The organism is Streptomyces sp. CS113, from assembly GCF_002188365.1.
Classification (GTDB): domain Bacteria; phylum Actinomycetota; class Actinomycetes; order Streptomycetales; family Streptomycetaceae; genus Streptomyces; species Streptomyces tendae.
In genome coordinates this window covers 3421066-3446469 of sequence record NZ_KZ195574.1, presented here as the reverse complement: position 1 = coordinate 3446469, position 25404 = coordinate 3421066, and the positions used below count along the sequence as shown (strand labels likewise).

At 73.5% G+C, this 25404-nt stretch carries 23 protein-coding genes and 1 riboswitch; of the genes, 15 read left to right on the top strand and 8 right to left on the bottom strand.

Features of this window, described 5'->3' with window-relative positions; all coding sequences use genetic code 11:
• Positions 1-204: 204 nt before the first annotated feature.
• Together B9W62_RS14925 and B9W62_RS14920 are read left to right on the top strand one after the other, a co-directional pair.
• The gene (locus B9W62_RS14925; protein ID WP_256976359.1) at positions 205-1641 is read left to right on the top strand and encodes a helix-turn-helix domain-containing protein; all 1437 of its coding nucleotides are present in this window, start codon (positions 205-207) and stop codon (positions 1639-1641) included.
• 382 nt (positions 1642-2023) lie between these two features.
• Positions 2024-3013, top strand: coding sequence for a malate dehydrogenase (locus tag B9W62_RS14920; RefSeq protein ID WP_087807656.1), 990 nt, complete (start codon positions 2024-2026; stop codon positions 3011-3013).
• A 90-nt stretch (positions 3014-3103) separates the two neighbouring features.
• Here B9W62_RS14920 and B9W62_RS14915 read toward each other — a convergent pair whose 3' ends face one another.
• Positions 3104-4000 (bottom strand): GNAT family N-acetyltransferase, encoded by an 897-nt coding sequence (locus B9W62_RS14915; RefSeq protein ID WP_087807655.1) that lies wholly within the window; start codon positions 3998-4000, stop codon positions 3104-3106.
• 219 nt (positions 4001-4219) lie between these two features.
• Between B9W62_RS14915 and B9W62_RS14910 the strand changes: the two genes are divergently transcribed.
• The 5 genes from B9W62_RS14910 (at position 4220) to B9W62_RS14890 (ending at position 11473) form a co-directional block, all read left to right on the top strand.
• Entirely contained in the window at positions 4220-5749 is a 1530-nt protein-coding gene (locus tag B9W62_RS14910; protein WP_087807654.1) for an aldehyde dehydrogenase family protein, read from the top strand.
• 64 nt (positions 5750-5813) lie between these two features.
• The gene (locus B9W62_RS14905) at positions 5814-7346 is read left to right on the top strand and encodes a GMC family oxidoreductase (RefSeq protein WP_087807653.1); all 1533 of its coding nucleotides are present in this window, start codon (positions 5814-5816) and stop codon (positions 7344-7346) included.
• Complete coding sequence (locus B9W62_RS14900) at positions 7343-8575, top strand: quaternary amine ABC transporter ATP-binding protein (protein ID WP_087807652.1); 1233 nt, start codon at positions 7343-7345, stop codon at positions 8573-8575. The genes B9W62_RS14905 and B9W62_RS14900 overlap by 4 nt, the downstream gene beginning before the upstream one ends.
• Positions 8575-10521 (top strand): ABC transporter permease, encoded by a 1947-nt coding sequence (locus tag B9W62_RS14895; protein WP_087807651.1) that lies wholly within the window; start codon positions 8575-8577, stop codon positions 10519-10521. Before B9W62_RS14900 ends, B9W62_RS14895 begins: the two co-directional genes overlap by 1 nt.
• Before the next feature lies 1 nt (position 10522).
• Positions 10523-11473, top strand: a complete 951-nt coding sequence (locus B9W62_RS14890) for an ABC transporter substrate-binding protein (protein WP_087807650.1) — start codon at positions 10523-10525, stop codon at positions 11471-11473.
• A 3-nt stretch (positions 11474-11476) separates the two neighbouring features.
• On the opposite strand, the gene B9W62_RS14885 is transcribed toward B9W62_RS14890, so the two are convergent.
• The 3 genes from B9W62_RS14885 to B9W62_RS14875 are packed head-to-tail and all read right to left on the bottom strand — an operon-like array spanning position 11477 to position 13160.
• On the bottom strand, positions 11477-12208 hold the full coding sequence (locus B9W62_RS14885; protein WP_087807649.1) for an isocitrate lyase/PEP mutase family protein: 732 nt from the start codon (positions 12206-12208) through the stop codon (positions 11477-11479).
• Positions 12205-12654 carry a carboxymuconolactone decarboxylase family protein gene (locus B9W62_RS14880; RefSeq protein ID WP_087807648.1) on the bottom strand — a complete coding sequence of 150 codons (450 nt, stop codon included), beginning with the start codon at positions 12652-12654 and terminating at the stop codon, positions 12205-12207. Before B9W62_RS14880 ends, B9W62_RS14885 begins: the two co-directional genes overlap by 4 nt.
• A complete protein-coding gene (locus B9W62_RS14875; RefSeq protein ID WP_087807647.1) occupies positions 12651-13160 on the bottom strand; it encodes a carboxymuconolactone decarboxylase family protein in 510 nt (169 codons plus the stop codon). Before B9W62_RS14875 ends, B9W62_RS14880 begins: the two co-directional genes overlap by 4 nt.
• Positions 13161-13206: 46 nt before the next feature.
• Here B9W62_RS14875 and B9W62_RS14870 point away from each other — a divergent pair, with 46 nt between their 5' ends.
• Both B9W62_RS14870 and B9W62_RS14865 read left to right on the top strand, forming a co-directional pair.
• Positions 13207-14592, top strand: coding sequence for a MocR-like pyridoxine biosynthesis transcription factor PdxR (locus B9W62_RS14870; protein ID WP_087807646.1), 1386 nt, complete (start codon positions 13207-13209; stop codon positions 14590-14592).
• Positions 14593-14823: 231 nt separating this feature from the next.
• Positions 14824-14912: riboswitch (ZMP/ZTP riboswitch) on the top strand.
• A gap of 41 nt (positions 14913-14953) precedes the next feature.
• The gene (locus tag B9W62_RS14865) at positions 14954-16405 is read left to right on the top strand and encodes a glycine hydroxymethyltransferase (RefSeq protein WP_087807645.1); all 1452 of its coding nucleotides are present in this window, start codon (positions 14954-14956) and stop codon (positions 16403-16405) included.
• A 20-nt stretch (positions 16406-16425) separates the two neighbouring features.
• Here the strand turns inward: B9W62_RS14865 and B9W62_RS14860 are convergent, their stop codons facing one another.
• Positions 16426-17085, bottom strand: a complete 660-nt coding sequence (locus B9W62_RS14860) for a hypothetical protein (RefSeq protein ID WP_087807644.1) — start codon at positions 17083-17085, stop codon at positions 16426-16428.
• A 122-nt stretch (positions 17086-17207) separates the two neighbouring features.
• Here B9W62_RS14860 and trpS point away from each other — a divergent pair, with 122 nt between their 5' ends.
• Positions 17208-18221, top strand: coding sequence for a tryptophan--tRNA ligase (gene trpS / locus B9W62_RS14855; protein WP_087811914.1), 1014 nt, complete (start codon positions 17208-17210; stop codon positions 18219-18221).
• Positions 18222-18397: 176 nt separating this feature from the next.
• On the top strand, positions 18398-18976 hold the full coding sequence (locus B9W62_RS14850) for a 2'-5' RNA ligase family protein (protein ID WP_087807643.1): 579 nt from the start codon (positions 18398-18400) through the stop codon (positions 18974-18976).
• A gap of 7 nt (positions 18977-18983) precedes the next feature.
• On the opposite strand, the gene B9W62_RS14845 is transcribed toward B9W62_RS14850, so the two are convergent.
• Entirely contained in the window at positions 18984-19739 is a 756-nt protein-coding gene (locus tag B9W62_RS14845) for a decaprenylphospho-beta-D-erythro-pentofuranosid-2-ulose 2-reductase (RefSeq protein WP_087807642.1), read from the bottom strand.
• Between the two features lie 34 nt (positions 19740-19773).
• Entirely contained in the window at positions 19774-21147 is a 1374-nt protein-coding gene (locus B9W62_RS14840; protein ID WP_087807641.1) for a decaprenylphosphoryl-beta-D-ribose oxidase, read from the bottom strand.
• 142 nt (positions 21148-21289) lie between these two features.
• Here B9W62_RS14840 and B9W62_RS14835 point away from each other — a divergent pair, with 142 nt between their 5' ends.
• From B9W62_RS14835 to B9W62_RS14820, 4 genes are read left to right on the top strand one after another with little or no spacing between them, the layout of a single operon-like run.
• Positions 21290-21799 (top strand): phosphatase PAP2 family protein, encoded by a 510-nt coding sequence (locus tag B9W62_RS14835; protein WP_087807640.1) that lies wholly within the window; start codon positions 21290-21292, stop codon positions 21797-21799.
• Complete coding sequence (locus B9W62_RS14830) at positions 21792-22760, top strand: decaprenyl-phosphate phosphoribosyltransferase (RefSeq protein WP_087807639.1); 969 nt, start codon at positions 21792-21794, stop codon at positions 22758-22760. The genes B9W62_RS14835 and B9W62_RS14830 overlap by 8 nt, the downstream gene beginning before the upstream one ends.
• The gene (locus B9W62_RS14825; RefSeq protein ID WP_087807638.1) at positions 22754-23227 is read left to right on the top strand and encodes a GtrA family protein; all 474 of its coding nucleotides are present in this window, start codon (positions 22754-22756) and stop codon (positions 23225-23227) included. Before B9W62_RS14830 ends, B9W62_RS14825 begins: the two co-directional genes overlap by 7 nt.
• Positions 23215-24171 carry a YihY/virulence factor BrkB family protein gene (locus tag B9W62_RS14820; protein WP_256976358.1) on the top strand — a complete coding sequence of 319 codons (957 nt, stop codon included), beginning with the start codon at positions 23215-23217 and terminating at the stop codon, positions 24169-24171. The genes B9W62_RS14825 and B9W62_RS14820 overlap by 13 nt, the downstream gene beginning before the upstream one ends.
• Here the strand turns inward: B9W62_RS14820 and B9W62_RS40490 are convergent.
• Positions 24119-25393, bottom strand: coding sequence for a D-alanyl-D-alanine carboxypeptidase family protein (locus B9W62_RS40490; protein ID WP_362095268.1), 1275 nt, complete (start codon positions 25391-25393; stop codon positions 24119-24121). The genes B9W62_RS14820 and B9W62_RS40490 overlap by 53 nt on opposite strands.
• Positions 25394-25404 lie beyond the last annotated feature (11 nt).

The following is a 25404-nucleotide window of genomic DNA, read 5'->3' as shown; positions in this document are numbered from 1 at the left end:
TCGGTGGGCGTGCGACGGTGCACGTTCGCGGCCTCTGTGCTCCTGTGCGCCCCCACCCCGGGAACTGGGATCCTGACCGGGCGCATCCCTGTGGGTAGCCAGAACCGGGTACCGCGCGGGGGGACGCCGCGCGCGGGGACCAGCGGGGGAACGACCAGCACGTCACCGGGGGAAGAGGGGGAAGCAGTGCCTCGTTGGAAGGCCTTGCCGGATGAACTCGATCCGCAGATCAGGGAGTTCACCAGCCAGCTGCGTCGGCTCGTGGACCGCAGCGAGCTGAGTGTCGCGTCGGTGGCCGACGCCACGGGCTACAGCAAGACGTCCTGGGAGCGCTATCTGAACGGCCGGCTGCTGGCGCCGAAGGGCGCCATCGTGGCCCTGGCCGAGGTGACGCGGACCAACCCGATCCACCTGACCACCATGTGGGAGCTGGCCGAACGCGCCTGGAGCCGCTCGGAGATGCGCCACGACATGACCATGGAGGCCATCCGGATCTCGCAGGCCCGCGCCGCGCTCGGCGAACTGGGCACGCCCGCGGCCAAGTCGGGCGGCTCCGGGGCCAAGCCGGTCGGCGGCGGCAGGAACGGCAAGGGGAGCCGGACCGGCCGGCACGGCGGCGGTGCGACCGCGGGAATCGCCGGACCGGCGGGTGTGTCGCCCACGCTGCCGCCGACGGTCCCGGCCCAGCCGACGGCCGCCGACAGCCCCGACTCGGCGCTCGGCGCACCCCGGGACGGCGGCGCACCCCGGGACGGCGGCGGGCCCCGGGACGGCGGCGCACCCAGGGACGGCGGCGGGCCCGGCACCGCCTCCACGCCGTCCTCCGGCGGAGCGACCGACGGCAACTCGTGGGGCCTCGCCGGCTACCGGGGCCCCGCGCCGACCGGCGACCGCGCGTCCCGCTCCGGGCCCCGGACCGGCACCGGTGAGGCGGCGCGGCCGACCGCACCCGCCGCGCCGCACGGCCCCCACCCCGGCACCGGCCCTGCGGTCGCCTACGGCACTCCCGGCACTCCCGGCACGTACGGCACTTCCGCCGCGTACGGCGAGTCGGGCGCGTACGGCGAGTCGGGCGCGTACGGCGAGCCGCCGCGCGGCGAGTCCCCGCACGGCGGCCCCCCTTCGTCCGGCCGGCCCCCGCGCGGGGGCACCAAGCGGACGGCCACCCTCGTCGCCGGTGTCGTCGGCGTCCTCGTCGTGATCGCGGGCGCCTTCTTCCTCCTGAAAGACGGCGGGGACAAGAAGAACGAGGGCACCAAGCCCTCCCCGTCGCCCACCGTGAGCAGCAAGCCGAAGCTGCCGCCGGGCGTGAAGTGCGGCGGCGACGCCTGCACCGGCAAGGACCCCGAGGTCATGGGCTGCGGCGGCGACCTGGTGACCACCGGCGCGACCGCCGTCGTCGGCACGGCCGCCGTCGAGGTCCGCTACAGCAAGGTCTGCGGCGCCGCGTGGGCCCGTGTCACCCAGGCCGCGCAGGGCGACGAGGTCCGGGTGAACGCCGGCGGCGCGAACGAGCAGCGGGCGACCGTCGGGAACGCCGGCGCCACCGTCGCGTACACCATGATGGTCGCCGTGGACTCCGCGGCGGACGCCACCGCGTGCGCGGCGCTGGCCTCCGGGCAGCAGGGCTGCACCAAGTAGGCGCGGGCGCGCGGGGGAGCGGGCGGGGCCGACGAAGAAAAGTTCGCCCGCGGCAGGCATGCTCCGCGGCGTCACGGGCACGCGAGAAGTACCCCCACGGGAGTCCGGCAACGGTATCCCCGAACGGCGGTCGCCTTCGTCCCCCCTCTCCCGGACAGGCGGCCGCCTCCTTCTCGTGGCCGGTCGCACCCGCTTCCGTACCCCGCTCCCGCGCGCACGGGTGACCCGGCGGCGGCCCTGTGGGCCGGGCCACACCGACCCGGACGTGCCGGACACCACGGGCGCGATAGCCTGACGGCTGGATCGATCTCTTGATACCAAGAGATCGATCAAACGCCCGGGGCCGGGACGCCCCACCGCCAGCTGTCATACGGAGAACGCCATGACTCGCACTCCCGTGAACGTCACCGTCACCGGCGCGGCCGGCCAGATCGGTTACGCCCTGCTCTTCCGCATCGCCTCCGGCCAGCTGCTCGGCGCGGACGTGCCGGTCAAGCTGCGCCTCCTGGAGATCACTCCGGCGCTCAAGGCCGCCGAGGGCACCGCGATGGAGCTGGACGACTGCGCGTTCCCGCTCCTGGCGGGCATCGAGATCACCGACGACCCGAACGTCGCCTTCGACGGCGCCAACGTCGCCCTCCTCGTCGGCGCCCGCCCCCGCACCAAGGGCATGGAGCGCGGCGACCTCCTGGAGGCCAACGGCGGCATCTTCAAGCCGCAGGGCAAGGCCATCAACGACCACGCCGCGGACGACATCAAGGTCCTCGTCGTCGGCAACCCGGCCAACACCAACGCCCTGATCGCCCAGGCCGCCGCCCCGGACGTACCGGCCGAGCGCTTCACCGCGATGACCCGCCTGGACCACAACCGCGCGCTGACCCAGCTCGCGAAGAAGACGGGCTCGACGGTCGCCGACATCAAGCGCCTGACCATCTGGGGCAACCACTCCGCCACCCAGTACCCGGACATCTTCCACGCCACGATCGCCGGCAAGAATGCCGCCGAGACCGTGAACGACGAGAAGTGGCTGGCCGACGAGTTCATCCCGACCGTCGCCAAGCGCGGCGCGGCCATCATCGAGGCCCGCGGCGCCTCCTCGGCCGCCTCCGCCGCCAACGCCGCCATCGACCACGTGCACACCTGGGTCAACGGCACCGCCGAGGGCGACTGGACCTCCATGGGCATCCCGTCGGACGGCTCCTACGGCGTCCCGGAGGGCATCATCTCCTCCTTCCCGGTCACCACGAAGGACGGCTCGTACGAGATCGTCCAGGGCCTGGACATCAACGAGTTCTCCCGCGCCCGCATCGACGCCTCCGTCAAGGAGCTGTCGGAGGAGCGCGAGGCGGTCCGCGGTCTCGGCCTCATCTGAGCCCGCCCCCGACGCCCGCACGGGCCCCGTTCCGCTCCGGCGGGTACGGGGCCCGTGCCCGTTCCCGGGCTTCCGGCGGCCGCCGCGAGGTCAGGCTCCCGGCAGCCGCTTCTCGAACCAGTGCCCGGCGTAGACGTGGTCGGAGTACGCCGGGATCTCGGTGTAGCCGGCGCGTTCGTACATCGCCCGCGCCTCGGTGAGCGCGGGGTGCGTGTCGAGCCGTACGACGCCCAGGCCCCGGGCGGCGGCCTCGGCCTCCAGCGCGTCGAGCAGGCGCCGGGCCAGCCCGAGCCGCCGGGCGTCGGCGCGCACCCACACGTGCTTGATCTCGCCGACCCCGGGCTCCGTACGCCGCAGCGCACCGCAGCCCACCGGCCGCCCCTCCTCGTACGCGACGAGGAACGCCCCGGCGTCCCCCGACACCTCCCCGGGCCCCACCAGGTCGGCCGGGTCGAAGCCCTCGGGAAAGCGCGTGTCCAGGTCGGCGGCGTAGGCGTCCAGGCAGGCGCGGGCGTCCGCGGTGCGGGCGTCGACCGGCACCACCGTGACGGCGGCCAGCCGCAGCAGGCGCTGGGCGGTGGCGACGGCGTCGGTCAGCCGCCGGCGCTGGTCCGGGGCCAGCCCCCGGAGCAGCCCGGAGACCAGCACGTCGGCCCGGCGGTTCTGCTCCGCGACCTCGGCCCGCCCGGCGTCGGTCGGCTCGACCGTGCGCATCCGGCTGTCGTCCGGGTGCGTGCCCAGCCGGACCATGCCCTGCGCCGCCAGGGCCTTCACCATCCGGCTCAGGTATCCGGCGTCCAGTCCCAGGCGGCCGCGCAGTTCGCGCAGTGGCACCCCCGTGCGGCTCTCGGCGATCTCGAAGAGCAGCCGGGCCTCGCCCAGCGGCCGGTCCTGGCCGAGGTAGCGGTCGTCCAGGGCGCCGATGCGGCGCGTGAAGTAGCGGTTGAAGCGCCGCAACGCCGTGACGTCTTCCGGTACGGACTCCATACCCCGAGGATATTGCTTGACCTGGGTCAAAGAAACCCGGAGGAAACGGCAGACCCCTGCCCGCTTCCCTCCCTTTCCTCCCTTTTCTCAGTGATGCGCCGCACTTTCCACGGCCGAATCGGCATGCATGCCGGGCAGTGGGGCAGGGGCTCACGGTCCCCGAGAGTGACATGCGTGTGACGCAGGGGCGTTGACCAGGAACGGAAGGCACATCCCACCATGGCGAACAGATCGGAAACCCGGACTGAGCGGGCCCACCGGACCATCCACGCGGGCGGCGAGTGGCTCGCGGCCTCCTCCGGCGCCACCCGCGAGATCCTCGATCCCGCGGACGCCCTGCCGTTCGCCGTGGTCGCGGAGGGCGACGAGAAGGACACCGACCTCGCGGTGGCCGCCGCCCGGCGCGCCTTCGACACCGGCCAGTGGCCGCACACCCCGGTCGCCGAGCGCGCCGCCCTGCTGCGCCGGGTCGCCGACCTCCTCGTGCGCGACCGCGAGGAACTCGGCCTGCTGGAGAGCCGCGACGCGGGCAAGACCGTCGAGGAGGGGCGCGTCGACATCGACTGCGTCGCCGACGCCTTCCGCTACTTCGCGGACCTGGTCGCGGGCGAGGCCCCCGGCCGGGTCGTCGACGCGGGCTCGCCCGAGGTGCACAGCGTCGTCGTGCACGAGCCGGTCGGCGTCTGCGCGATGATCACGCCCTGGAACTACCCGCTCCTCCAGGCCAGTTGGAAGATCGCCCCGGCCCTCGCCGCCGGCAACACCTTCGTGATCAAGCCCAGCGAGATCACCCCGCTCACCACGATCGCCCTGATCGACCTGCTCGTCGAGGCCGGCCTCCCCACCGGCGTCGCGAACATCGTCACCGGCCCGGGGCACACCGTCGGCGCCCGGCTCGCCGAGCACCCCGACGTCGACCTGGTCTCCTTCACCGGTGGCCTGACCAGCGGTATCAAGGTCGCCCAGGCCGCCGCCGTCACCGTCAAGAAGGTCGCCCTCGAACTCGGCGGCAAGAACCCCAACGTGGTCTTCGCCGACGCGTGCGAGACCGAGGAGGGCTTCGACACCGCCGTCGACCAGGCCCTCAACGCCGCCTTCATCCACAGCGGCCAGGTCTGCTCCGCGGGCGGCCGGCTCATCGTCGAGGAGTCGGTGCGCGAACGCTTCGTCGCCGAACTCGCCCGCCGCGCCGGGCAGATCCGCCTCGGCCGCGGCACCGAGGACGGTGTCGAGTGCGGCCCGCTCGTCTCCGCGCAGCAGCGCGCCAAGACCGAGGACTACGTCGCCTCCGCCCTCGCCGAGGGCGCCGAACTGCGCTGCGGCGGCAAGCGTCCCGAGCCGTCGCCCCAGCGGCCCGAGTCCGGCTACTTCTACGAGCCGACCGTCCTCGACCACTGCCACCGCGAGATGCGGGTGGTACGGGAGGAGGTCTTCGGGCCGGTCCTCACCGTCGAGACCTTCCGTACCGAGGACGAGGCCGTAGCCCTCGCGAACGACACCGAGTACGGTCTGGCCGGTGCCGTCTGGACCGCCGACGCGGGACGGGCCCGCCGGGTCGCGGGCCGGCTGCGGCACGGCACCGTGTGGATCAACGACTTCCACCCCTACCTGCCGCAGGCGGAGTGGGGCGGCTTCGGCAAGAGCGGTGTGGGCCGCGAACTCGGCCCCGCGGGCCTGGCCGAGTACCGCGAGAGCAAGCACGTCTACCAGAACCTCGCGCCGAAGCCCGTCCGCTGGTTCGCCGGCTGACCCGCCCGCCCGTTCCCGTCCACTCCCGTCGCACCCCGTCCCCACCCCCCTCTGGAGTACGCCCATGTCCAAAACCACCCAGGTCTACGACTACGTCGTCATCGGCGGCGGCACGGCAGGCTCGGTGATCGCCTCCCGGCTCACCGAGAACCCGGACGTCACCGTCGCCGTCATCGAGGGCGGCCCCAGCGACGTCGGCCGCGACGACGTGCTGACCCTGCGCCGCTGGATGGGCCTGCTCGGCGGCGAACTGGACTACGACTACCCCACCACCGAGCAGCCGCGCGGCAATTCGCACATCCGGCACAGCCGCGCCCGCGTCCTCGGCGGCTGCTCCTCGCACAACACCCTCATCGCCTTCAAGCCGCTGCCGTCCGACTGGGACGAGTGGGAGGCGGCCGGTGCCAAGGGCTGGGGCGCGGTGCAGATGGAGGCGTACTTCGCCCGGCTGAAGAACAACATCGTCCCGGTCGACGAGAAGGACCGGAACGCCATCGCCCGCGACTTCGTCGACTCCGCGCAGCAGACGCTCGAGGTCCCCCGGATCGAGGGCTTCAACAAGAAGCCGTTCACCGAGGGCGTCGGCTTCTTCGACCTCGCCTACCACCCCGAGAACAACAAGCGCTCGTCGGCGTCGGTGGCGTACCTGCACCCCGTGATGGACGAGCGCGCCAACCTCACGCTGATGCTGGAGACCTGGGCGTACCGGCTCGAACTCGACGGCACCCGCGCCGAGGGCGTCCACGTCCGCACCAAGGACGGCGAGGAGATCCTGGTCAAGGCCCGCAACGAGGTCGTCCTGTCCGCCGGCGCCGTCGACTCCCCGCGGCTGCTGCTGCACTCCGGCATCGGCCCTCGCGAGGACCTCGAAGCCCTCGGCATACCCGTGGCGCACGACCTGCCCGGCGTCGGCGAGAACCTGCTCGACCACCCCGAGTCGGTGATCGTGTGGGAGACCAACGGCCCCATCCCGGACAACTCCGCGATGGACTCCGACGCCGGTCTGTTCGTGCGCCGCGACCCCGAACACGCGGGCCCCGACCTGATGTTCCACTTCTACCAGATCCCGTTCACGGACAATCCGGAGCGCCTCGGCTACGAACGCCCCGAGTTCGGCGTCTCCATGACCCCGAACATCCCCAAGCCGAAGTCCCGCGGCCGCCTCTACCTCACCAGCGCCGACCCGTCCGTGAAGCCCGCCCTGGACTTCCGCTACTTCACCGACGAGGACGACTACGACGGCCGCACCCTCGTCGACGGCATCCGCATCGCCCGCGAGATCGCCCAGTCCCAGCCGCTGGCCGGCTGGCTCAAGCGCGAGGTCTGCCCCGGCCCGGACGTCACCGGCGACGAGGAGCTGAGCGAGTACGCCCGCAAGGTGGCTCACACCGTCTACCACCCGGCCGGTACCTGCCGCATGGGCGCCGCCGGCGACGAACAGGCCGTCGTCGACCCCGAGCTGCGCGTCCGCGGCCTGACGGGCCTGCGCATCGCCGACGCCTCCGTCTTCCCGACCATGCTCGCCGTCAACCCGATGATCGGCGTCCTCATGGTCGGCGAGCGCGCCGTCGAGCTGATCGGCGGTGACGCCCGATGAGCACGACCTCCAACACCACCGCCGCCGCCACCGACACCGTGGCCGAGCGGCCCCCGGTCTTCTCCGTCGACGGCCTGTGGAAGGTCTTTGGACCCAAAGCCGCCCGCGTCCCCGCCGACCCGGACCTCGCCGCCCTGAGCCCGGCCGAGCTGCGCACCCGCACCGGCTGCACCGCCGCCGTCGCGGACGTCTCCTTCGACGTGCGCAAGGGCGAGGTCTTCGTCGTCATGGGCCTGTCCGGCTCCGGCAAGTCCACCCTCGTACGCTGCCTGACCCGGCTCATCGAGCCGACGGCCGGTTCCATCGCCATCGACGGCGAGGACGTCCGCGCGATGGACAGGTCCCGGCTGCGCGCACTGCGGCGCCACCGTGCCGCCATGGTCTTCCAGCACTTCGGCCTGCTCCCGCACCGCACGGTCCTGGACAACGTCGCCTACGGCCTGGAGGTCCAGGGCATGGGCCGCGCCGAGCGCCGCGAGCGCGCCGGCGCGATCGTCGCCAAGGTCGGCCTGGAGGGCCTGGAGCAGCGCCGCCCCGGCCAGCTCTCCGGCGGCCAGCGCCAGCGCGTCGGCCTGGCCCGCGCCCTCGCCGTCGACCCCGAGGTGCTGCTCTTCGACGAGCCGTTCAGCGCGCTGGACCCGCTGATCCGGCGGGACATGCAGGAGGAGGTCGTCCGGCTGCACCGCGAGGAGGGCCGCACGATGGTCTTCATCACCCACGACCTCCAGGAGGCCCTCAAGCTCGGCGACCGCATCGCCCTGATGCGCGACGGCCGCGTGGTGCAGCTCGGCACCCCGGAGGAGATCGTCGGCTCGCCCGCCGACGACTACGTCCGCGAGTTCGTCCGCGACGTCCCGCGCGAACAGGTCCTCACCGTCCGCACGGCGATGCGCCCCGCGACCTCCGCCGACGAGGCGGGCACGGGCCCGGCGATCCGCCCCGAGGCCACGGTCTCGGAGGCCATCGAGGCGGTGGCACGAGCGGGCACCCCGGCCCGCGTCATGGACGAGGGCCGCTGCCTGGGCATGGTCGACGCGACCGACCTCCTGTCGGTGGTGGCAGGCACGGCAGACGAGCCCGCCTCCGCTGCGGGCAGTCGTGCCGCCGGGGCGGCACGGGCGGGCGATGGGGGTCCCCCCGCGCGAGCGAAGCCGAGCGTGGGGGAGGCAACCGGCGAGCGCCGTGAGCCGACCGACCCACGCCCAGCCGCGACCGAGGAGCCGGTCTGATGGCAACGATCACCGCGGCGCCCCGAAAGGCCACCCCGCCGGGCATCCTCACCCACAGAGCCGTCCGCAAGCTCCTCGCCCTGGCCGCACTGGCCGCCGTCCTCGTCCCCCTGGCCGTCACCCAGTGGGGCGGCAGCACCTGGCCCGCCCCCCTCACCGTCGACGTCTCCGAACCGCTCGGCAAGGCCAGCGACTGGATCATCGACAACCGCGACAGCCACCCCCTGTTCCTCTACTTCTTCGGCCACGTCAGCAACGTCGTCGTCATCGCCGTACGCGCCGTGTACCTCGCCCTCCTCGCCGTCGGCTGGGCCGGGGTCACCGCGATCGGCGCCCTGGTCGCCTGGCGGGTGGCCGGAGTGAGGCTCGCCGCGGGCACCGCCGCCGCGTTCCTGGCCTGCGGCCTGCTCGGCATGTGGGTGCCGACGATGCAGACGCTCGCCCTGATGGTCGTCGCCGTCCTCGCGTCGGTCGTCGTCGGCGCCCTGCTGGGCCTCGCCGCGGGCCTCTCCGACCGGCTGGACCGCGTGCTGCGCCCGGTGCTCGACACCATGCAGGTGCTGCCCGCCTTCGCCTACCTCCTGCCCGTCGTCCTGGTCTTCGGCATCGGCGTCCCCGCCGCCGTCCTGGCCACCGTCGTCTACGCCGCCCCGCCCATGGCCCGGCTCACCTCGCTGGGCCTGCGCGGCGCGGACAAGGAGGTGCTGGAGGCCGTCGAGTCCCTCGGCACCACCGCCCGCCAGCGGCTGCTGACCGCCCGCATCCCGCTGGCCCGCAAGGAACTCCTCCTCGGCGTCAACCAGACGATCATGATGGCGCTGTCCATGGCCGTCATCGCCTCCGTCATCGGCGCCGGCGGCCTCGGCGACCGCGTCTACCAGGCGCTCGCCTCCGTCGACGTCGGCGCGGCCCTCGCGGCCGGCATCCCGATCGTGCTGCTCGCCGTCGTCCTGGACCGCGTCACCGGCGCGGCGGGGGAGCGGCTCGGCGAGGCCGGGAAATCCCCGGTGACCTGGCTGTACGCGCTCGTCGTCGCCGCGGCCGTCGCGCTCGCCGGACGCCTCGCCGGCCTCCTCGACTGGCCCGACGGGTGGGAGGTGGACATCGCCGAGCCCGTCAACCGGGCCGTCGACTGGATGACCGCCCACCTCTACTCCGGGGTTCCCGTCGTCGGCGGCACCGCCGACTGGGCCGCGCACTTCACCAGCTGGGTCCTCAACCCCCTGCGCGACGGCCTCCAGTGGCTGCCCTGGTGGTCCGTACTGCTGATCGTCGCCGTCCTGGCCTGGCTGATCGGCACCTGGCGCACCGCGCTCACCGCCGTCCTCGCGATGGCCGCGATCGGCGTGCTCGGCGTGTGGAACCCGTCCCTGGACACGCTCTCGCAGGTGCTCGCCGCCGTCGCCGTGACCCTGGTCCTCGGCATCGCCACCGGCATCGCCGCCGCCCGCAGCGACCGCTTCGAACGCCTGCTGCGGCCCGTCCTCGACGTCTTCCAGACGATGCCGCAGTTCGTGTACCTGATCCCGGTCGTCGCCCTGTTCGGCGTCGGCCGCGCGCCCGCCGTGGCCGCGGCGGTCGTCTACGCCCTCCCCGCCGTCGTCCGCATCACCACCCAGGGGCTGCGCCAGGTCGACCCGGCCGCCCTGGAGTCGGCCCGCTCGCTCGGCGCCACCAGCGGCCAGCAACTGCGCCAGGTCCAGCTCCCGCTGGCCCGCCCGGCCCTGCTGCTCGCCGTCAACCAGGGCGTCGTCCTGGTCCTCGCCGTCGTCATCATCGGCGGCCTGGTCGGCGGTGGCGCGCTCGGCTACCAGGTCGTCTTCGGCCTCGCCCAGGGCGACCTGGCGACCGGCCTGGTGGCGGGCGCCGCGATCGTCTGCCTCGGCCTGATGCTCGACCGCGTCACCCAGCCCACCGAACGCCGTACGACGAGGAAGGGGGCCTGAGATGTCCCGCAAGCGGATCACGGCGGCCGCCGCCGTGCTGGTGCTGGCCACCGGCTGCGGCGCCGCCGACATGACCAAGCAGGCGTCCCCGTTCGCCAACGCCCAGGGCGCCAAGACCGTCACCCTGTCCGTGCAGTCCTGGGTCGGCGCCCAGGCCAACGTGGCCGTCGCCCAGTACCTGCTGGAACACGAACTCGGCTACCGCGTCGACACCGTCCAGGTCGACGAGGTCCCCGCCTGGGACGCGCTCAGCCAGGGCCGCGTCGACGCCATCCTGGAGGACTGGGGCCACCCCGAGCAGGAACAGCGCTACGTCCAGGACAAGAAGACCATCGCCGCGGGCGGCGACCTCGGCGTCACCGGCCACATCGGCTGGTTCGTCCCGACGTACTTCGCGAAGAAGCACCCGGACGTCACGGACTGGAAGAACCTGAACAAGTACGCCGAGCTGCTGCGCACCGCGGAGAGCGGCGGCAAGGGCCAGCTCCTGGACGGCTCCCCGTCCTACGTCACCAACGACAAGGCCCTGGTGAAGAACCTGGACCTCGACTACCAGGTCGTCTTCGCCGGTTCCGAGGCGGCCCAGATCACCCAGATGCAGCAGTTCGCCAAGGAGAAGAAGCCCTTCCTGAGCTACTGGTACACCCCCCAGTGGCTGATGGAGAAGGTCCCGATGACCGAGGTGAAGCTGCCACCGTACGAGGAGGGCTGCGACGCCGACCCGGCGAAGGTCGACTGCGCCTACCCCGTCACGCCGCTGCAGAAGTACCTCAACGCCGACTTCGCGAAGGACGGCGGCAAGGCGGCCGAGTTCCTCAAGAGGTTCGAGTGGACCACGGAGGACCAGAACCAGGTGTCCCTGATGATCGCCGAGCGGAAGATGCGGCCCGAGGAGGCCGCGAAGAAGTGGGTGGACAGCCACGAGTCCGTCTGGAAGACGTGGCTGCCCTGACCCTCATCGCCCCTGCCGGGCCGCGAGCCGGTCGGCGTGCTCCCGCACCGCCTGCTCGGCCTGCCGCTGGAGCCCCGGCCCGAAGGTGATCCGGGTGGCCCCGAGTCCGCCGAGTCCGGCGGGCGAGGGGCCCTCACCGGGACGCGCGAGCACGTTCACCGGCCCCTGGATCCCGGCCCGCAGCAACGGCAGTACAGCGACGGGCGCGGCGATGGGATACACGCAGTCGGCGCCCGCGGCGACGTACGCGGCGGCCCGCTCGAGCGCCGCCCCCGGATCCTCCACGCCCCGGACGAACGTGTCGATCCGGGCGTTCAGGAACAGCCGGTCGCCGGCCTCCTCCCGCACCCCGGCCAGCCACTCGGCGTGCTCCGCCGGGTCCTTGAGCCCCTCGCGGGTGGAGTCCTCCAGGTTGCAGCCGACGGCACCCGCCTCCAGGAGCCGCTCCACCAGCTCCTTCGGCGCCAGTCCGTAGCCGTCCTCGACGTCCGCCGACACGGGGACGTCCACGGCGCGCACGATCCGCGCCACGGCCGCGAACATCTCGTCGGCCGGGGTCCGCCCGTCCTCGTATCCGAGCGAGGCCGCGACCCCGGCGCTCGGTGTCGCCAGCGCCGGGAACCCGGCCGCCGCGAACGCCCGGGCGCTCGCGGCGTCCCAGGGACCCGGCAGGACCAGGGGGTCGTCCGGGGCCCGGCCGTGGTGCAGGGCGCGGAAGGCGACGGCGTGACTCACGGTGTGTAACCCCCCGGTGCGACCCTGCGGCTGACCATCAGCCGGTTCCAGCCGTTGATGGCGGTGATCAGCCCGATCAGATGGGCCAGTTCGCCGTCGTCGAAGTGCTCGGCGGCCCCCTCGTACACCTCGTCCGGAACGAAGCCCTCGGTCAGGACGGTCATCGCCTCGGTCAGCGCGAGCGCGGCCCGCTCCCGCCCGTCGTACAGGTCCTCCGCCTCCTCCCAGGCGGCGAGCAGACCGAGCCGCTCCTCGCCCTCCCCGTTCTTGCGGGCCAGGGTGAGGTGCATGTCCAGGCAGAACGCGCAGTGGTTGAGCTGCGAGGCCCGGATCATCACCAGCTCGGCGAGCACGGGGTCGCCGAGCCCCCGCTTGGCCGCCGCGCTCAGCGCGGACAGGGCCTGCGCGACCCCCCGGTCCAGGAGCTGGGTGCGTGCTGCGCTCACGCGTGCTGTCCGGGCGTGTAGTGGCCCGGCGTCAACCGGCAGGTCACGCCGAACCGGTTCCAGGCGTTGATCGTCGTGATCGCGGCGATCAGCTGCGCCAGCTCCGGCTCGTCGAAGTGCTTGGCGGCCTTCTCGTACACCTCGTCCGGCACGAAGCCGTCCGTCAGCACGGTGACCGCCTCGGTCAGCTCGATCGCCGCCAGCTCCTTCTCCGTGTAGAAGTGCCGCGACTCCTCCCAGGCGGCCAGCTGCACGATCCGCGCCACGCTCTCACCGGCGGCGAGGGCGTCCTTGGTGTGCATGTCGAGGCAGAAGGCGCAGTGGTTGATCTGCGAGGCGCGGATCTTCACCAGTTCGTACAGCGTCGGGTCGAGCCCCCGCTTGGCGGCGGTCTCCAGGCGGATCATCGCCTTGTAGACCTCGGGCGCGTGCTGGGACCAGTTCAGCCGGACGGGCACCTCGGCGGCGTTGCCCTGGGACTTCGTGTCATCGGTGTGTGTCGTCATACCTCGACCCTAGGAAGGAAGCAGCCCAGCGGTATGGTCCATTCCCATGGCGAGATCATGGGCCACTCTCGGCGTCGACCTGCACCTGGAACCCACCGGTCCCGGCCTGCGCCGCGGCCTGACCGACGCCCTGCGCGAGGCCGTCCGCACCGGCCGCCTGGGCGCCGGCACCCGGCTGCCCTCGTCCCGCGTCCTCGCCGCCGACCTCGGCATCGCCCGCAACACCGTCGCCGACGCCTACGCCGACCTCGTCGCCGAGGGCTGGCTCACCGCGCGCCAGGGCTCGGGCACCCGCGTCGCGGAACGCGTCGCCGCCCCGCCGCGGCGCGCCTCGGCCCGCCGCCCCGGCGGTCACGCCCGGCCCACCTACGACCTGCGCCCCGGCACCCCCGACCTCGCCTCCTTCCCGCGCGCCGCGTGGCTCCGGGCCGCCCGCCGCGCCGTCACCGCCGCTCCCCACGACGCCCTCGGCTACGGCGACGGACGCGGCCGGCCCGAGCTGCGCGCCGCGCTGGCCGGCTACCTCGCCCGGGCCCGGGGCGTGCGCGCCGACCCCGAGACGCTGCTGGTGTGCGGCGGCGTCGCGCACGGCCTCGTACTGCTGGCCGGTGTGCTGCGGGCACGCGGTGTGCACACCGTGGCCGTCGAGTCGTACGGCCTCCACGTCCACCGCGACCTGCTCGCCCAAGCCGGCCTGCGGACCGTGCCGCTGCCCGTCGACGACCGGGGCGCGGACCCCGGGGCGCTCACGGACGCGGGCGCCGTGCTCCTCACCCCCGCCCACCAGTTCCCGACCGGCGTCCCCCTGCACCCCGACCGCAGAGCGGCGGTGGTGGCCTGGGCGCACCGCACCGGCGGCCTGATCCTGGAGGACGACTACGACGGCGAGTTCCGCTACGACCGCCAGTCCGTCGGCGCCCTCCAGGGACTCGACCCCGACCACGTCGTCTACCTGGGCACCGCCAGCAAGTCCCTGGCCCCCGGACTGCGCCTGGGCTGGATGGCGCTGCCGCCGTCGCTCGTCGGGGCCGCCCTGGACGACCTGGCGAGCCGTACCCCGGGCGTCCTCGACCAGCTGACCCTCGCGCAGTTCCTCGACTCCGGCGACTACGACCGGCACGTGCGGTCCGCCCGCCTGCGCTACCGGCGCCGCCGCGACGCCCTGGTCGCCGCCCTCGCCGAGCGCGCCCCCGCGGTCCGCGTCACCGGCATCGCCGCCGGACTGCACGCCGTCCTCCCGCTGCCGTCCGGCACCGAACGGCAGGTCATGCGGGCCGCCGCCTGGCACGGACTCGCCGTCCACGGCCTGGCGATGTTCCGGCACCCGGACGCGTCCCTCCCCCCGCTGGACGCCCTCGTCGTCGGCTACGGCACCCCGCCGGACCACGCCTGGGCGGGGGCCCTGGACGCGCTGTGCCGGGCACTGCCGTAAGGCCCGCGCCCGGCTCCGACGGCAACCGCGCCGTCCTGGGCGCCCGGGTGGTGGAACACGAGTCGGCGGCCCCGGCGATCAGGGAGCCGACCGACCCGGTGACGGACGAACACACCCGCTTCCTGCCCCGCGTACAGAGGGCCGTTGCCGGCGCGGGACGCCTTTTCCCACCGCCCCGCCTTCTCGGTCGGTGGACGTCGGCGCCTCGTGCCCGACGCGCCCGGTAGGCTGATCGCGGGCCGTGACTGGCGCGCTGGGATGGGATGGACCATCGGGGAGCGGTCCCGGAGCAGACAGTGCCGTGCGCCTGGGCCGAACCGTGAACCGTGTACGCCGCGAGCCACGCCATCCGGAGGCCGACATGTCCGACCAGCAGCCCCTCTCCACCGAGTCCACCGCCTACCGTGCCGCCCTCGACGTCATTCGTGCCGTCGAGCCCCGCGTAGCCGACGCCATCGGCCAGGAGGTCGCCGACCAGCGCGAGATGCTCAAGCTGATCGCCTCGGAGAACTACGCCTCCCCGGCCACGCTCCTGGCGATGGGCAACTGGTTCAGCGACAAGTACGCCGAGGGCACCGTCGGCCGCCGCTTCTATGCCGGCTGCCGCAACGTCGACACCGTCGAGTCGCTGGCCGCCGAGCACGCCCGCGAGCTGTTCGGCGCCCGCCACGCCTACGTCCAGCCGCACTCCGGCATCGACGCCAACCTGGTCGCCTTCTGGGCCGTCCTCGGCGCCCGCGTCGAGGTGCCCTTCCTGGAGAAGACCGGCGCCCGCCAGGTCAACGACCTCACCGACGCCGACTGGGCCGAGCTGCGGCAGGCCTTCGGCAACCAGCGGATGCTCGGCATGTCCCTGGACGCCGGCGGCCACCTCACCCACGGCTTCCGCCCGAACATCAGCGGCAAGATGTTCGACCAGCGCTCCTACGGCACCGACCCTTCCACCGGCCTCATCGACTACGAGGCCCTGCGCGCCTCCGCCCGCGAGTTCAAGCCGCTGATCATCGTCGCGGGCTACTCCGCGTACCCCCGGCTGGTGAACTTCCGGATCATGCGCGAGATCGCCGACGAGGTCGGCGCGACCCTCATGGTCGACATGGCCCACTTCGCGGGCCTCGTCGCGGGCAAGGTGCTCACCGGCGACTTCGACCCGGTCCCGCACGCCCAGATCGTCACGACCACCACGCACAAGTCGCTGCGCGGCCCGCGCGGCGGCATGGTCCTGTGCGACGACTCCCTCAAGGACCAGGTCGACCGCGGCTGCCCGATGGTCCTCGGCGGTCCGCTCCCGCACGTCATGGCCGCCAAGGCCGTCGCCCTCGCCGAGGCCCGGCAGCCCGCCTTCCAGGACTACGCCCGGCGCATCGTCGACAACGCCCGCGCGCTCGCCGAGGGCCTGACCAAGCGCGGCGCCACCCTGGTCACCGGCGGCACGGACAACCACCTGAATCTGATCGACGTGGCGTCCTCCTACGGCCTCACCGGCCGCCAGGCCGAGGCAGCGCTCCTCGACTCCGGCATCGTCACCAACCGCAACGCCATCCCCGCCGACCCGAACGGCGCCTGGTACACCTCCGGCATCCGCATCGGCACCCCGGCGCTGACCACGCGCGGCCTCGGCACCGCGGAGATGGACGAGGTCGCGGGCCTGATCGACCGCGTCCTGACCACGACGGAGCCCGGCACCACCAAGTCCGGCGCCCCCTCCAAGGCCTCCCACGTCCTCGACGCGAAGGTCGCCGACGAGATCGCGCACCGCGCGACCGACCTGGTGGCCGGCTTCCCGCTGTACCCGGAGATCGACCTCGGCTGACCCGCCGCCCGGAGCGCGAGCTACAGGTCGATCAGCTCCTGACGCGGCTCCCCGCGCGGCGGTCCGGTCCGGTACCGGTCCGCCGCGCGGCGTACCAGCAGCGTCCCCGCGACGCCCGCCCCGAGCCCGGCGACGGCCCACCACACCCCGGCCGGCCCGCCGTCCTCCTGCGTGTCCCCGGCAGCGTCCCGCGCGAAGAAGCCTTCGTCGGCCAGCCACGCGTAGGTGTCCCCGGGCACCCGGTGCCAGCGGATGTCGTCGTCCGCCACGTCCGGTGCCGGATCGGTGCGCACCCAGGGCGTGCCGTCCTCGGCCAGGAACAGCTGGTCCTGCCGCAGCATCGCCACGTCCCCGCCCGGCGCCCGCTCGGTCTGCGGCCAGCCCCCGACGCCGGTCTGTCCCCACAGCACCGTGAACCGCACCGGCGGACGGCGGTCCCGCGTCCAGTCCTCCGGCACCGGCTCCGTCCCCGAGTACGACGGGTCGAGCAGGCTCCGCAGCCGGTGGTCGAAGTCCCGCTCACCCGCGTGCCAGGACGCGGTCCGCCCGGTCCCGGTCCACACGATCACGGCCACGTCCGGCTCCACCAGGGGCGCCGTACCGTCCGCCACCGCGGTCCCCGGCACCCCCGCCCACAGCACCGAGACCAGCGCCGCCCCCGCTCTCGCCCACCACCGCACGCCGCACCCCCTCCGTCCCCGCCGGTGCTCCCCGCCCTTGTTACACCGCCGGGCCCGGAACGGAGCCCTCCTGTGCCGAACCAGTGCCCGACCGCCCCGCGAAGCCTGAGAGAATGGTGGACATGGCCAACGATCGTCTCCGCGTGCTCTCCGGGATCCAGCCCACCGCAGGCTCGTTCCACCTCGGCAACTACCTGGGCGCCGTCCGCCAGTGGGTGGCCCTCCAGGAGTCCCACGACGCGTTCTACATGGTCGTCGACCTGCACGCGATCACGGTCCCGCAGGACCCGAAGGAGCTGCGCGCCAACACCCGGCTCGCCGTCGCCCAGCTGCTGGCCGCCGGACTCGACCCGGACCGCTGCACGCTTTTCGTCCAGAGCCACGTCCCCGAGCACGCCCAGCTCGCCTGGGTCATGAACTGCCTCACCGGCTTCGGCGAGGCGAGCCGCATGACCCAGTTCAAGGACAAGTCCGCCAAGCAGGGTGCCGACCGCGCCTCCGTCGGCCTGTTCACCTACCCGGTCCTCCAGGTCGCCGACATCCTGCTCTACCAGGCCGACGAGGTCCCCGTCGGCGAGGACCAGCGCCAGCACATCGAGCTCACCCGCGACCTGGCCGAGCGCTTCAACGGCCGCTTCGGCGAGGCCTTCACCGTTCCCTCCGCCTACATCCTCAAGGAGACGGCGAAGATCTACGACCTCCAGGACCCGACCGCCAAGATGAGCAAGTCGGCGGCCGCCCCGAAGGGCCTGATCAACCTCCTCGACGAACCGAAGGCCACCGCGAAGAAGGTGAAGAGCGCGGTCACGGACACCGACACCGTGATCCGCTTCGACCGCGAGCACAAGCCCGGCATCAGCAACCTGCTGTCGATCTACTCCACCCTCACCGGCGCCGAGATCGCCGAGCTGGAGCAGAAGTACGAGGGCAAGGGGTACGGCGCGCTCAAGACGGACCTCGCCGACGTCGTCGTGGAGTTCGTCACCCCCTTCCGGGAGCGGACCCAGCAGTACCTGGACGACCCGGAGACGCTCGACGCGATCCTCGCCAAGGGCGCGGAGAAGGCCAGGAGCGTCGCCGCGGAGACCCTCGCCCGGGCGTACGACAGGGTGGGCTTCCTGCCCGCCAAGCACTGAACCGCGACGCCGCCCGGGGCGCCCCCGCACGCGGTGCCCCCGGCAGCGTCCGTGCGCCCCGGTACGCCGCCGTAGCGCTGCACATCACTCCGGTTGCGCCTGCCCACGGCACGGCGGTGGCCGTACAGTCGATATCCGGGTGTCCGACCGAAGGGCACACAACGACAGGAGACGAAGTGGGGACCGTAACGATCGGCGTGTCGATCGCGGTCCCGGAGCCTCACGGCAGCAAGCTCCAGCAGCTGCGCGCGGGCTTCGGCGACGCCGCTGCTCACGGCATCCCCACGCACGTCACCCTGCTGCCGCCGACCGAGGTCGACGGCGCCGCGCTGCCCGCGGTCGAGGCGCACCTGGCGGAGGTGGCGGCGCGCGGCCGGCCCTTCCCGATGCGGCTGTCCGGCACCGGGACCTTCCGCCCGCTCTCGCCCGTCGTCTTCGTCCAGGTGGTCGAGGGCGCGGCGGCCTGCTCCTGGCTCCAGAAGCGGGTGCGCGACGCGTCCGGCCCGGTCCCGCGCGAATTGCAGTTCCCGTACCACCCGCACGTCACCGTGGCGCACGGCATCGAGGAGGCGGCGATGGACCGCGCCTACGAGGAGCTGTCCGACTACGAGGCCCAGTGGCCCTGCACCGGCTTCGCGCTGTACGAGCAGGGCCCGGACGCGGTCTGGCGCAAGCTGCGCGAGTTCCCCTTCGGCAGTGCCACGGTGCCCCCGCAGGCCGGCCGCGTGGAGAGCGGCACCCTGCCCACCCGGTAGCCGCGCCTCACACCGGCAGCCGCCGGAACACGGTCCGCGGCAGGTGCCGCAGGGCCGACATCACCACCCGCAGCGCGCCCGGCACCCACACCGTCTCCGAGCGCCGCCGCAGCCCCAGCTCGATCGCCGTGGCGACCGCCTCGGGCGTCGTGGCGAGCGGCGCCTCCTCCATCCCCTCGGTCATCCGCGACCGCACGAACCCGGGCCGTACGACCATGACGTGCACGCCCGTGCCGTGCAGCGCGTCGCCCAGGCCCTGCGCGAAGGCGTCCAGGCCCGCCTTGCTGGAGCCGTAGATGAAGTTGGCGCGGCGGGCCCGCTCCCCGGCCACGGAGGAGAGCACCACCAGCGAGCCGTGCCCCTGCGCCTGGAGGGCGCGGGCGGCGACCAGCCCGGCCGAGACCGCGCCGGTGTAGTTGGTCTGCGCGACCCGTACGGCGTTCAGCGGCTCGCGCTCGTCGTGCGCCTGGTCGCCCAGGATGCCGAAGGCCAGCAGCACCAGGTCGATGTCGCCCTCGGCGAACACCTTGCCGAGCGCCGCCTCGTGGGACTCGGGGTCCAGCGCGTCGAAGGCGGCCGTGCGCACCTCGGCGCCGAGGCCGCGCAATTCCTCGGCGGCCGCCTCCAGGGCGGGCGAGGGGCGCCCGGCCAGCCACACCGTACGGGTGCGGCGGGCCACCAGACGGCGCACGGTGGCGAGCGCGATCTCGGAGGTGCCGCCGAGGACGAGGAGGGACTGGGGAAGGCCGAAGGCGTCCTTCACGGCTGCTCCAGACAGGTCGGGGGTGGCGGGGGAGTCACAGGGCGAGGCGGCGGGCCAGGTCGGACACGAACACCCCGCGCGGGTCCAGCTCCGCGCGCAGGGCGCGGAAGTCGTCCAGGCGGGGGTACATCGCGGCGAGCAGTTCCGGGCGCAGCCGGGAGTCCTTGGCGAGGTAGACCCGGCCGCCCGCGTGGGCGACCTCCTCGTCCAGCTCGTCCAGGAACGCGCCGAGCCCCGGCAGGCCCGCCGGGATGTCCAGGGCGAGGGTCCAGCCCGGGACGGGGAAGGACAGCCAGCCCGGGTCGGCCTCGCCGAAGCGCTTGAGGACGGCCATGAAGGAGGGGCAGCGGCGGGCGGAGATGCGCCGCACGATCGAGCGCAGCGCCTCCTCCCGGCCGTGCCCGACGACGAACTGGTACTGCACGAAACCGCCGCGGCCGTAGACCCGGTTCCAGTGCGGGACGCCGTCCAGCGGGTGGAAGAAGGTGGAGATCCGCTGGAGCCGGCCCCGGCTGCACCGGGGGGCCTTGCGGTACCAGACCTCGTTGAACAGGCCGACCGTCGTCCGGCCGAGCAGCCCGTCCGGCACCAGGTCGGGTGCGGCCGGCAGCCGGGAGGTGCGGAAGGCCAGCGGCGCGCGCCGGGCGCGGGAGCGGGCGGGCAGCGCGTCCAGCGGGGCGTGGTCGCCGCGGGTGAGCACCGCGCGGCCGGTGGCCCGGCCGCGCGCGAGGAGGTCGATCCAGGCGACCGAGTAGCGGTAGCGGTGGTCGGTGGCGGTCAGCCGGTCCATCAGGTCGTCCAGGTCGGCGGCGCGTTCGGTGTCGACCGACATCAGCGCCGTCTCGACCGGCTGGAGCCGCAGCGTCGCGGTCAGGATCACCCCGGTCAGCCCCATGCCGCCCGCCGTCGCGTCGAACAGCGGCGTGCCCGGGGTGACGGTGCGGACCCGGCCGTCGGCGGTGAGCAGCTCCAGGGAGAGCACGTGCCGCGCGAAGGACCCCGACACGTGGTGGTTCTTGCCGTGGATGTCGGCGCCGATCGCCCCGCCGACCGTCACGTAGCGGGTGCCGGGCGTCACCGGCACGAACCAGCCGAGCGGCAGCAGGACCTCCATCAGCCGGTGCAGGGAGACACCCGCGTCGCACAGCACGGTGCCGCCGGCCGCGTCGACGGCGTGCACGCGGTCCAGGGCCGTCATGTCGAGCACGGCTCCCCCCGCGTTCTGCGCCGCGTCCCCGTACGCCCGCCCGAGTCCCCGCGCGACGGCGCCGCGGACCCCGCAGTCCCGGACGGCGACGGCCGCCTCCTCGTACGTCCGCGGACGGACGACCAGCGCTCCGGTGGGCGCCGTACGGCCCCAGCCGGTGACGGTGCCCCAGTCGGCGTCGGGAACGGTGTCGGCAGACATGGCGGTGACCGTATCGCCCCGTCCGTCCCCGACTGGAGGATTGGTTCCAGGACATCCGGAGCATCCCTGAAACGGGTGATTAATGGTATGTCGCTCCGGCGTGCCCGTCCTCGCGTGCCGCGGGCGTGGACAGTGAGTCCACATGGACGACCTCGACGACATGGACCACCGGATCGTCAGCGCGCTCAGGGCCTGCGGAACCGACCCGCGCGTGGCCGCCGCCGCACGCGCCCTGTCCTGGGCCGGGGAGCACGGAGCGCTGTGGCTCGCGGCGGGACTCACCGCGGCCGCCGTGGACGCCCCCCGGCGCACGGCCTGGCTGCGCGGCACCGCCCTCACCGCGGGCGCCCACGTCGCCAGCATGGGCGTGAAGCGGGTCGTGCGCCGCCCCCGCCCCGCGCACGTCGTCCCCCTGGTGCGCACCGCCGGCCGGCACTCCTTCCCCAGCTCCCACGCCACCTCGGCCGCCGCGGCCGCCGTCGTCTTCGGCGCGCTCGGGGTACGGGCCGCCTGGCCGCTCGCCGCCGCCGTGTGCGCCTCCCGCCTGGTCGTCGGCGTCCACTACCCCTCGGACGTCGCGGCGGGCGCCGCCCTGGGCGCGCTGACGGCCCGGCTCGGCGCCGACTGGATGCGCGGAGGCACTCGTGACTGACACGGCCGTCACCGACACCGCCGTCCTGCGTCAACGGGCCCCCGGACAGCAGCGCGAGCCCGACCCGCCGCGCCGCGCGAGACGGGTCCCGGCCGGGCTGCTGCGCACCGCGCGCCCCCGCCAGTGGATCAAGAACGTCCTGGTCGTCGCCGCCCCGGCGGCCGCCGGTGAACTGTTCTCGCTGCCCGCGCTGAGCCGGCTCGCCCTGGTCTTCGTCCTGTTCACCGCCTGCGCCGCCGCCGTCTACCTGGTCAACGACGCCCGGGACGCCGAGGCCGACCGCGCCCACCCCGTCAAACGGCACCGCCCGGTCGCCGCCGGAGACGTCCCGGTGCCGCTCGCCTACGCCGTCGGAGGCGTCCTGGGCGTCCTCGCGCCCGTCCTCGCCGCCTGGCTGTGCCCCCCGCCCGTCGCGGCCCTGCTGACCGCCTACCTCGCCATGCAACTGGCGTACTGCGTCAGCCTCAAGCACGTCCTGGTCGTCGACCTCGCCGTCGTCACCACCGGCTTCCTGATGCGCGCGATGATCGGCGGACTCGCGCTCGGCATCCCCTTGTCGCGCTGGTTCCTCATCACGACCGGCTTCGGCGCCCTGTTCATGGTCGCCGCCAAGCGGTACTCCGAGGCCGTGCAGATGGACGGGAAACAGGGCGCCACGCGCGCGCTGCTCACCGAGTACACCACCGGCTACCTGCGTTTCGTCTGGCAGCTCGCCGCCGGGGTCGCCGTCCTCGGCTACTGCCTGTGGGCCATGGAGGAGGGCGGCGTCCCGCACACCAGCGTGCTGCCCTGGCGCCAGCTCTCCATGATCGCCTTCGTCCTCGCCGTGCTGCGCTACGCCGTCTTCGCCGACCGCGGCACCGCGGGCGAACCCGAGGACGTCGTCCTGCGCGACCGCGCCCTCGCCCTGATCGGCGTGGTCTGGCTCGCGATGTACGGCCTGGCGGTGGCCAATTGGTAGCCGACCGGCGCGAACTGCTGGGCTTCGCCTGTGCCGGGCTGCTCGCCTACGCCGTCGACCTCGGCCTCTTCACCTGCCTGCGCGGCCCGGCCGGCCTCGGCCCGCTCACCGCCAAGACGCTCTCCTTCGTCGCCGCGTGCTCGGTCGCCTACGCGGGCAACGCGCTGGGCACCTACCGCCACCTCGGCCGCCCCCGGGGCCTGCGCCCCTGCGCGGTGTTCTTCGCCGTGAACGCCGCCGGCGCCGCCGTACAACTGCTCTGCCTGGCCGTCAGCCACTACGGGCTCGGCCTCACCTCGCAGCGCGCCGACACGGTCTCCGGCGCCGGGGTCGGCATGCTCCTGGGCACGATCCTGCGCTTCTGGGGCACAAGAACACTGGTCTTCCGGTCCACGGCCGGATCCGGAGACCGGTCCGGATCATGGAACGGGACGAACGGGGGCAGGGTCGGATCATGGACTGGCTGAAGAAGCTCCCCGTCGTGGGACCGTGGATCGCCCGCCTGATGACCACCCACGCGTGGCGCTCCTACGAGCGGCTCGACCGGGTGAAGTGGTCGAGGCTGGCCGCCGCCATGACCTTCACCAGCTTCGTGGCGCTCTTCCCGCTGCTGAGCCTCGCCGCCGCCGTCGCCGCCGCCACGCTCACCACGAAGCAGCAGGACAAACTCCAGGACAAGCTCGCCGAGCAGATCCCCGGCATCTCCGACCAGCTGAACATCCAGGGCCTCGTCGACAACGCCGGCACCGTCGGTGTCATCGCCGCGCTCCTGCTGCTGTTCACCGGCATGGGCTGGGTCGAGGCCACCCGGGGCTGTCTGCGCGCCGTGTGGGAGCTGCCCGACGAGGAGGAGAACCCGGTCCTGCACCGGGCCAAGGACGCGGGCGTCCTCGTCGGCCTCGGCGGCGCGCTGCTGATCACCGTCGGCATCTCCACCGTCGCCTCGGCGCTGGTCGGCTGGATCATCCGCACGGTCGGTCTCGCCGAGGGTGGGGTCGGCGGCGTCCTGCTCTACGTCGCCGCCTTCGCCGTGGCCGTGCTCGCCGACTTCCTGCTGCTGCTGTACGTGCTGACCCTGCTGCCCGGCGTCCAGCCCGAGCGCCGCCGCCTGGTGGTCGCCGCGCTGATCGGCGCGGTCGGCTTCGAACTGCTGAAGCTGCTGCTCAGCGGCTACATCCAGGGCGTCGCGGCGAAGAGCATGTACGGCGCCTTCGGCGTCCCCGTCGCCCTGCTGCTGTGGATCAACTTCACCGCGAAGCTGGTGCTGTTCTGCGCCGCCTGGACCGCGACGGGCAGCAAGGCGCAGGAGCTGGGGGAGGAGGGCGCCGGAAACGACGGCGGCACGGGCGGCCCGGACGTCAGGGACGGGTCCGGCGGCGGACCAGGTCCGGCAGCGGCCACTTCCGGTTGACCAGGAACACTCCGCCCGCGAGCAGCACCAGCACCCCCGCGGTGATGCCGGCCGCGATCCCCACGCCACCGGATCCGTCCGCGGCCGCGGCGCCCGCCACCGGCTTCGTGCCTCCCGCGCCCTTCCCGGTGCCGCCGGCCTCACCGGAGGCCCCGGCCGAGGGGCTCGCCTCGGTGGCGCTCCTCGGCCCCACCAGCTCCCCGACCGGCCGCACCTTGCCGGCCGCCTTGAAGCCCCAGTCGAAGAGGCGGGCGGTCTCCTTGTAGACCTCGTTGTGCTCGTCCTTCGCCGGGTTCATCACGGTGACGAGCAGCACCCGGCCGCCGCGCTCGGCGACGCCCGTGAAGGTGGCGCCCGCGTTGGTGGTGTTGCCGTTCTTCACGCCCGCGATGCCGGGGTACACGTCGACGTCGGAGTCACCGGCCAGGAGCCGGTTGGTGTTCTGGATCTCGAAGGACTCGCGGGACGTCTTGCCCTTCTTGTTCTTCGTGGTCTCGCCCGGGAACTCGGCCCGGACCGTCGAGGCGTACTCGCGGAAGTCCTTCTTCTGAAGCCCCGAACGGGCGAACAGCGTCAGGTCGTACGCGGACGACACCTGCCCCGGCATGTCGTAGCCGTCGGGGCTGACCGCGGTGGTGTCGAGGGCCTGGAGCTCCTCGGCGTGCGCGTTCATGTCCTCGACGGTCTGCTCGACGCCGTCGTTCATCGCGGACAGCACGTGCACCGCGTCGTTGCCGGACCGCAGGAAGACCCCCAGCCACAGGTCGTGGACGCTGTAGGTCTCGCCCTCCTTGATGCCGACCATGCTGGATCCGGAGCCGATGCCCGCGAGGTCGGAGGGCTCGACCTTGTGCTTCGTCGTCTTCGGCCACTTCGGCAGCAGCGTGTCCGCGAACAGCATCTTCAGGGTGCTCGCCGGGGCCAGCCGCCAGTGCGCGTTGTGCGCGGCCAGCACGTCGCCCGACTCGGCGTCCGCGACGATCCACGACCGGGCCGTGAGGTCCTTCGGCAGCACGGGCGCCCCGCCCGCCAGCTCCACCTGCGTCCCCGGCTTGCCGAGCCGCGCGCCGCCCACGATCGACATCGCCTCCGGCGGAGTGGCCGACGGACTCGTCGACGGGCTCGGAGCGGCGAGCGCGGCGGGGGAGAGGAGGGCGAGCGCGGTCAGGGCGGCGGAGGTGACCGTCAGGGATCGCCTGAGGGCCTTCTTGGGAGCGGACACGAGCGGAAACG

Coding starts and splice junctions, on each gene's coding strand:
- B9W62_RS14920 (WP_087807656.1), top strand. CDS start 2,024: ATGACTCGCACTCCCGTGAACGTCACCGTCACCGGCGCGGCCGGCCAG.
- B9W62_RS14915 (WP_087807655.1), bottom strand. CDS start 4,000: ATGGAGTCCGTACCGGAAGACGTCACGGCGTTGCGGCGCTTCAACCGC.
- B9W62_RS14910 (WP_087807654.1), top strand. CDS start 4,220: ATGGCGAACAGATCGGAAACCCGGACTGAGCGGGCCCACCGGACCATC.
- B9W62_RS14905 (WP_087807653.1), top strand. CDS start 5,814: ATGTCCAAAACCACCCAGGTCTACGACTACGTCGTCATCGGCGGCGGC.
- B9W62_RS14900 (WP_087807652.1), top strand. CDS start 7,343: ATGAGCACGACCTCCAACACCACCGCCGCCGCCACCGACACCGTGGCC.
- B9W62_RS14895 (WP_087807651.1), top strand. CDS start 8,575: ATGGCAACGATCACCGCGGCGCCCCGAAAGGCCACCCCGCCGGGCATC.
- B9W62_RS14890 (WP_087807650.1), top strand. CDS start 10,523: ATGTCCCGCAAGCGGATCACGGCGGCCGCCGCCGTGCTGGTGCTGGCC.
- B9W62_RS14875 (WP_087807647.1), bottom strand. CDS start 13,160: ATGACGACACACACCGATGACACGAAGTCCCAGGGCAACGCCGCCGAG.
- B9W62_RS14870 (WP_087807646.1), top strand. CDS start 13,207: ATGGCGAGATCATGGGCCACTCTCGGCGTCGACCTGCACCTGGAACCC.
- B9W62_RS14865 (WP_087807645.1), top strand. CDS start 14,954: ATGTCCGACCAGCAGCCCCTCTCCACCGAGTCCACCGCCTACCGTGCC.
- trpS (WP_087811914.1), top strand. CDS start 17,208: ATGGCCAACGATCGTCTCCGCGTGCTCTCCGGGATCCAGCCCACCGCA.
- B9W62_RS14840 (WP_087807641.1), bottom strand. CDS start 21,147: ATGTCTGCCGACACCGTTCCCGACGCCGACTGGGGCACCGTCACCGGC.
- B9W62_RS14835 (WP_087807640.1), top strand. CDS start 21,290: ATGGACGACCTCGACGACATGGACCACCGGATCGTCAGCGCGCTCAGG.
- B9W62_RS14820 (WP_256976358.1), top strand. CDS start 23,215: ATGGACTGGCTGAAGAAGCTCCCCGTCGTGGGACCGTGGATCGCCCGC.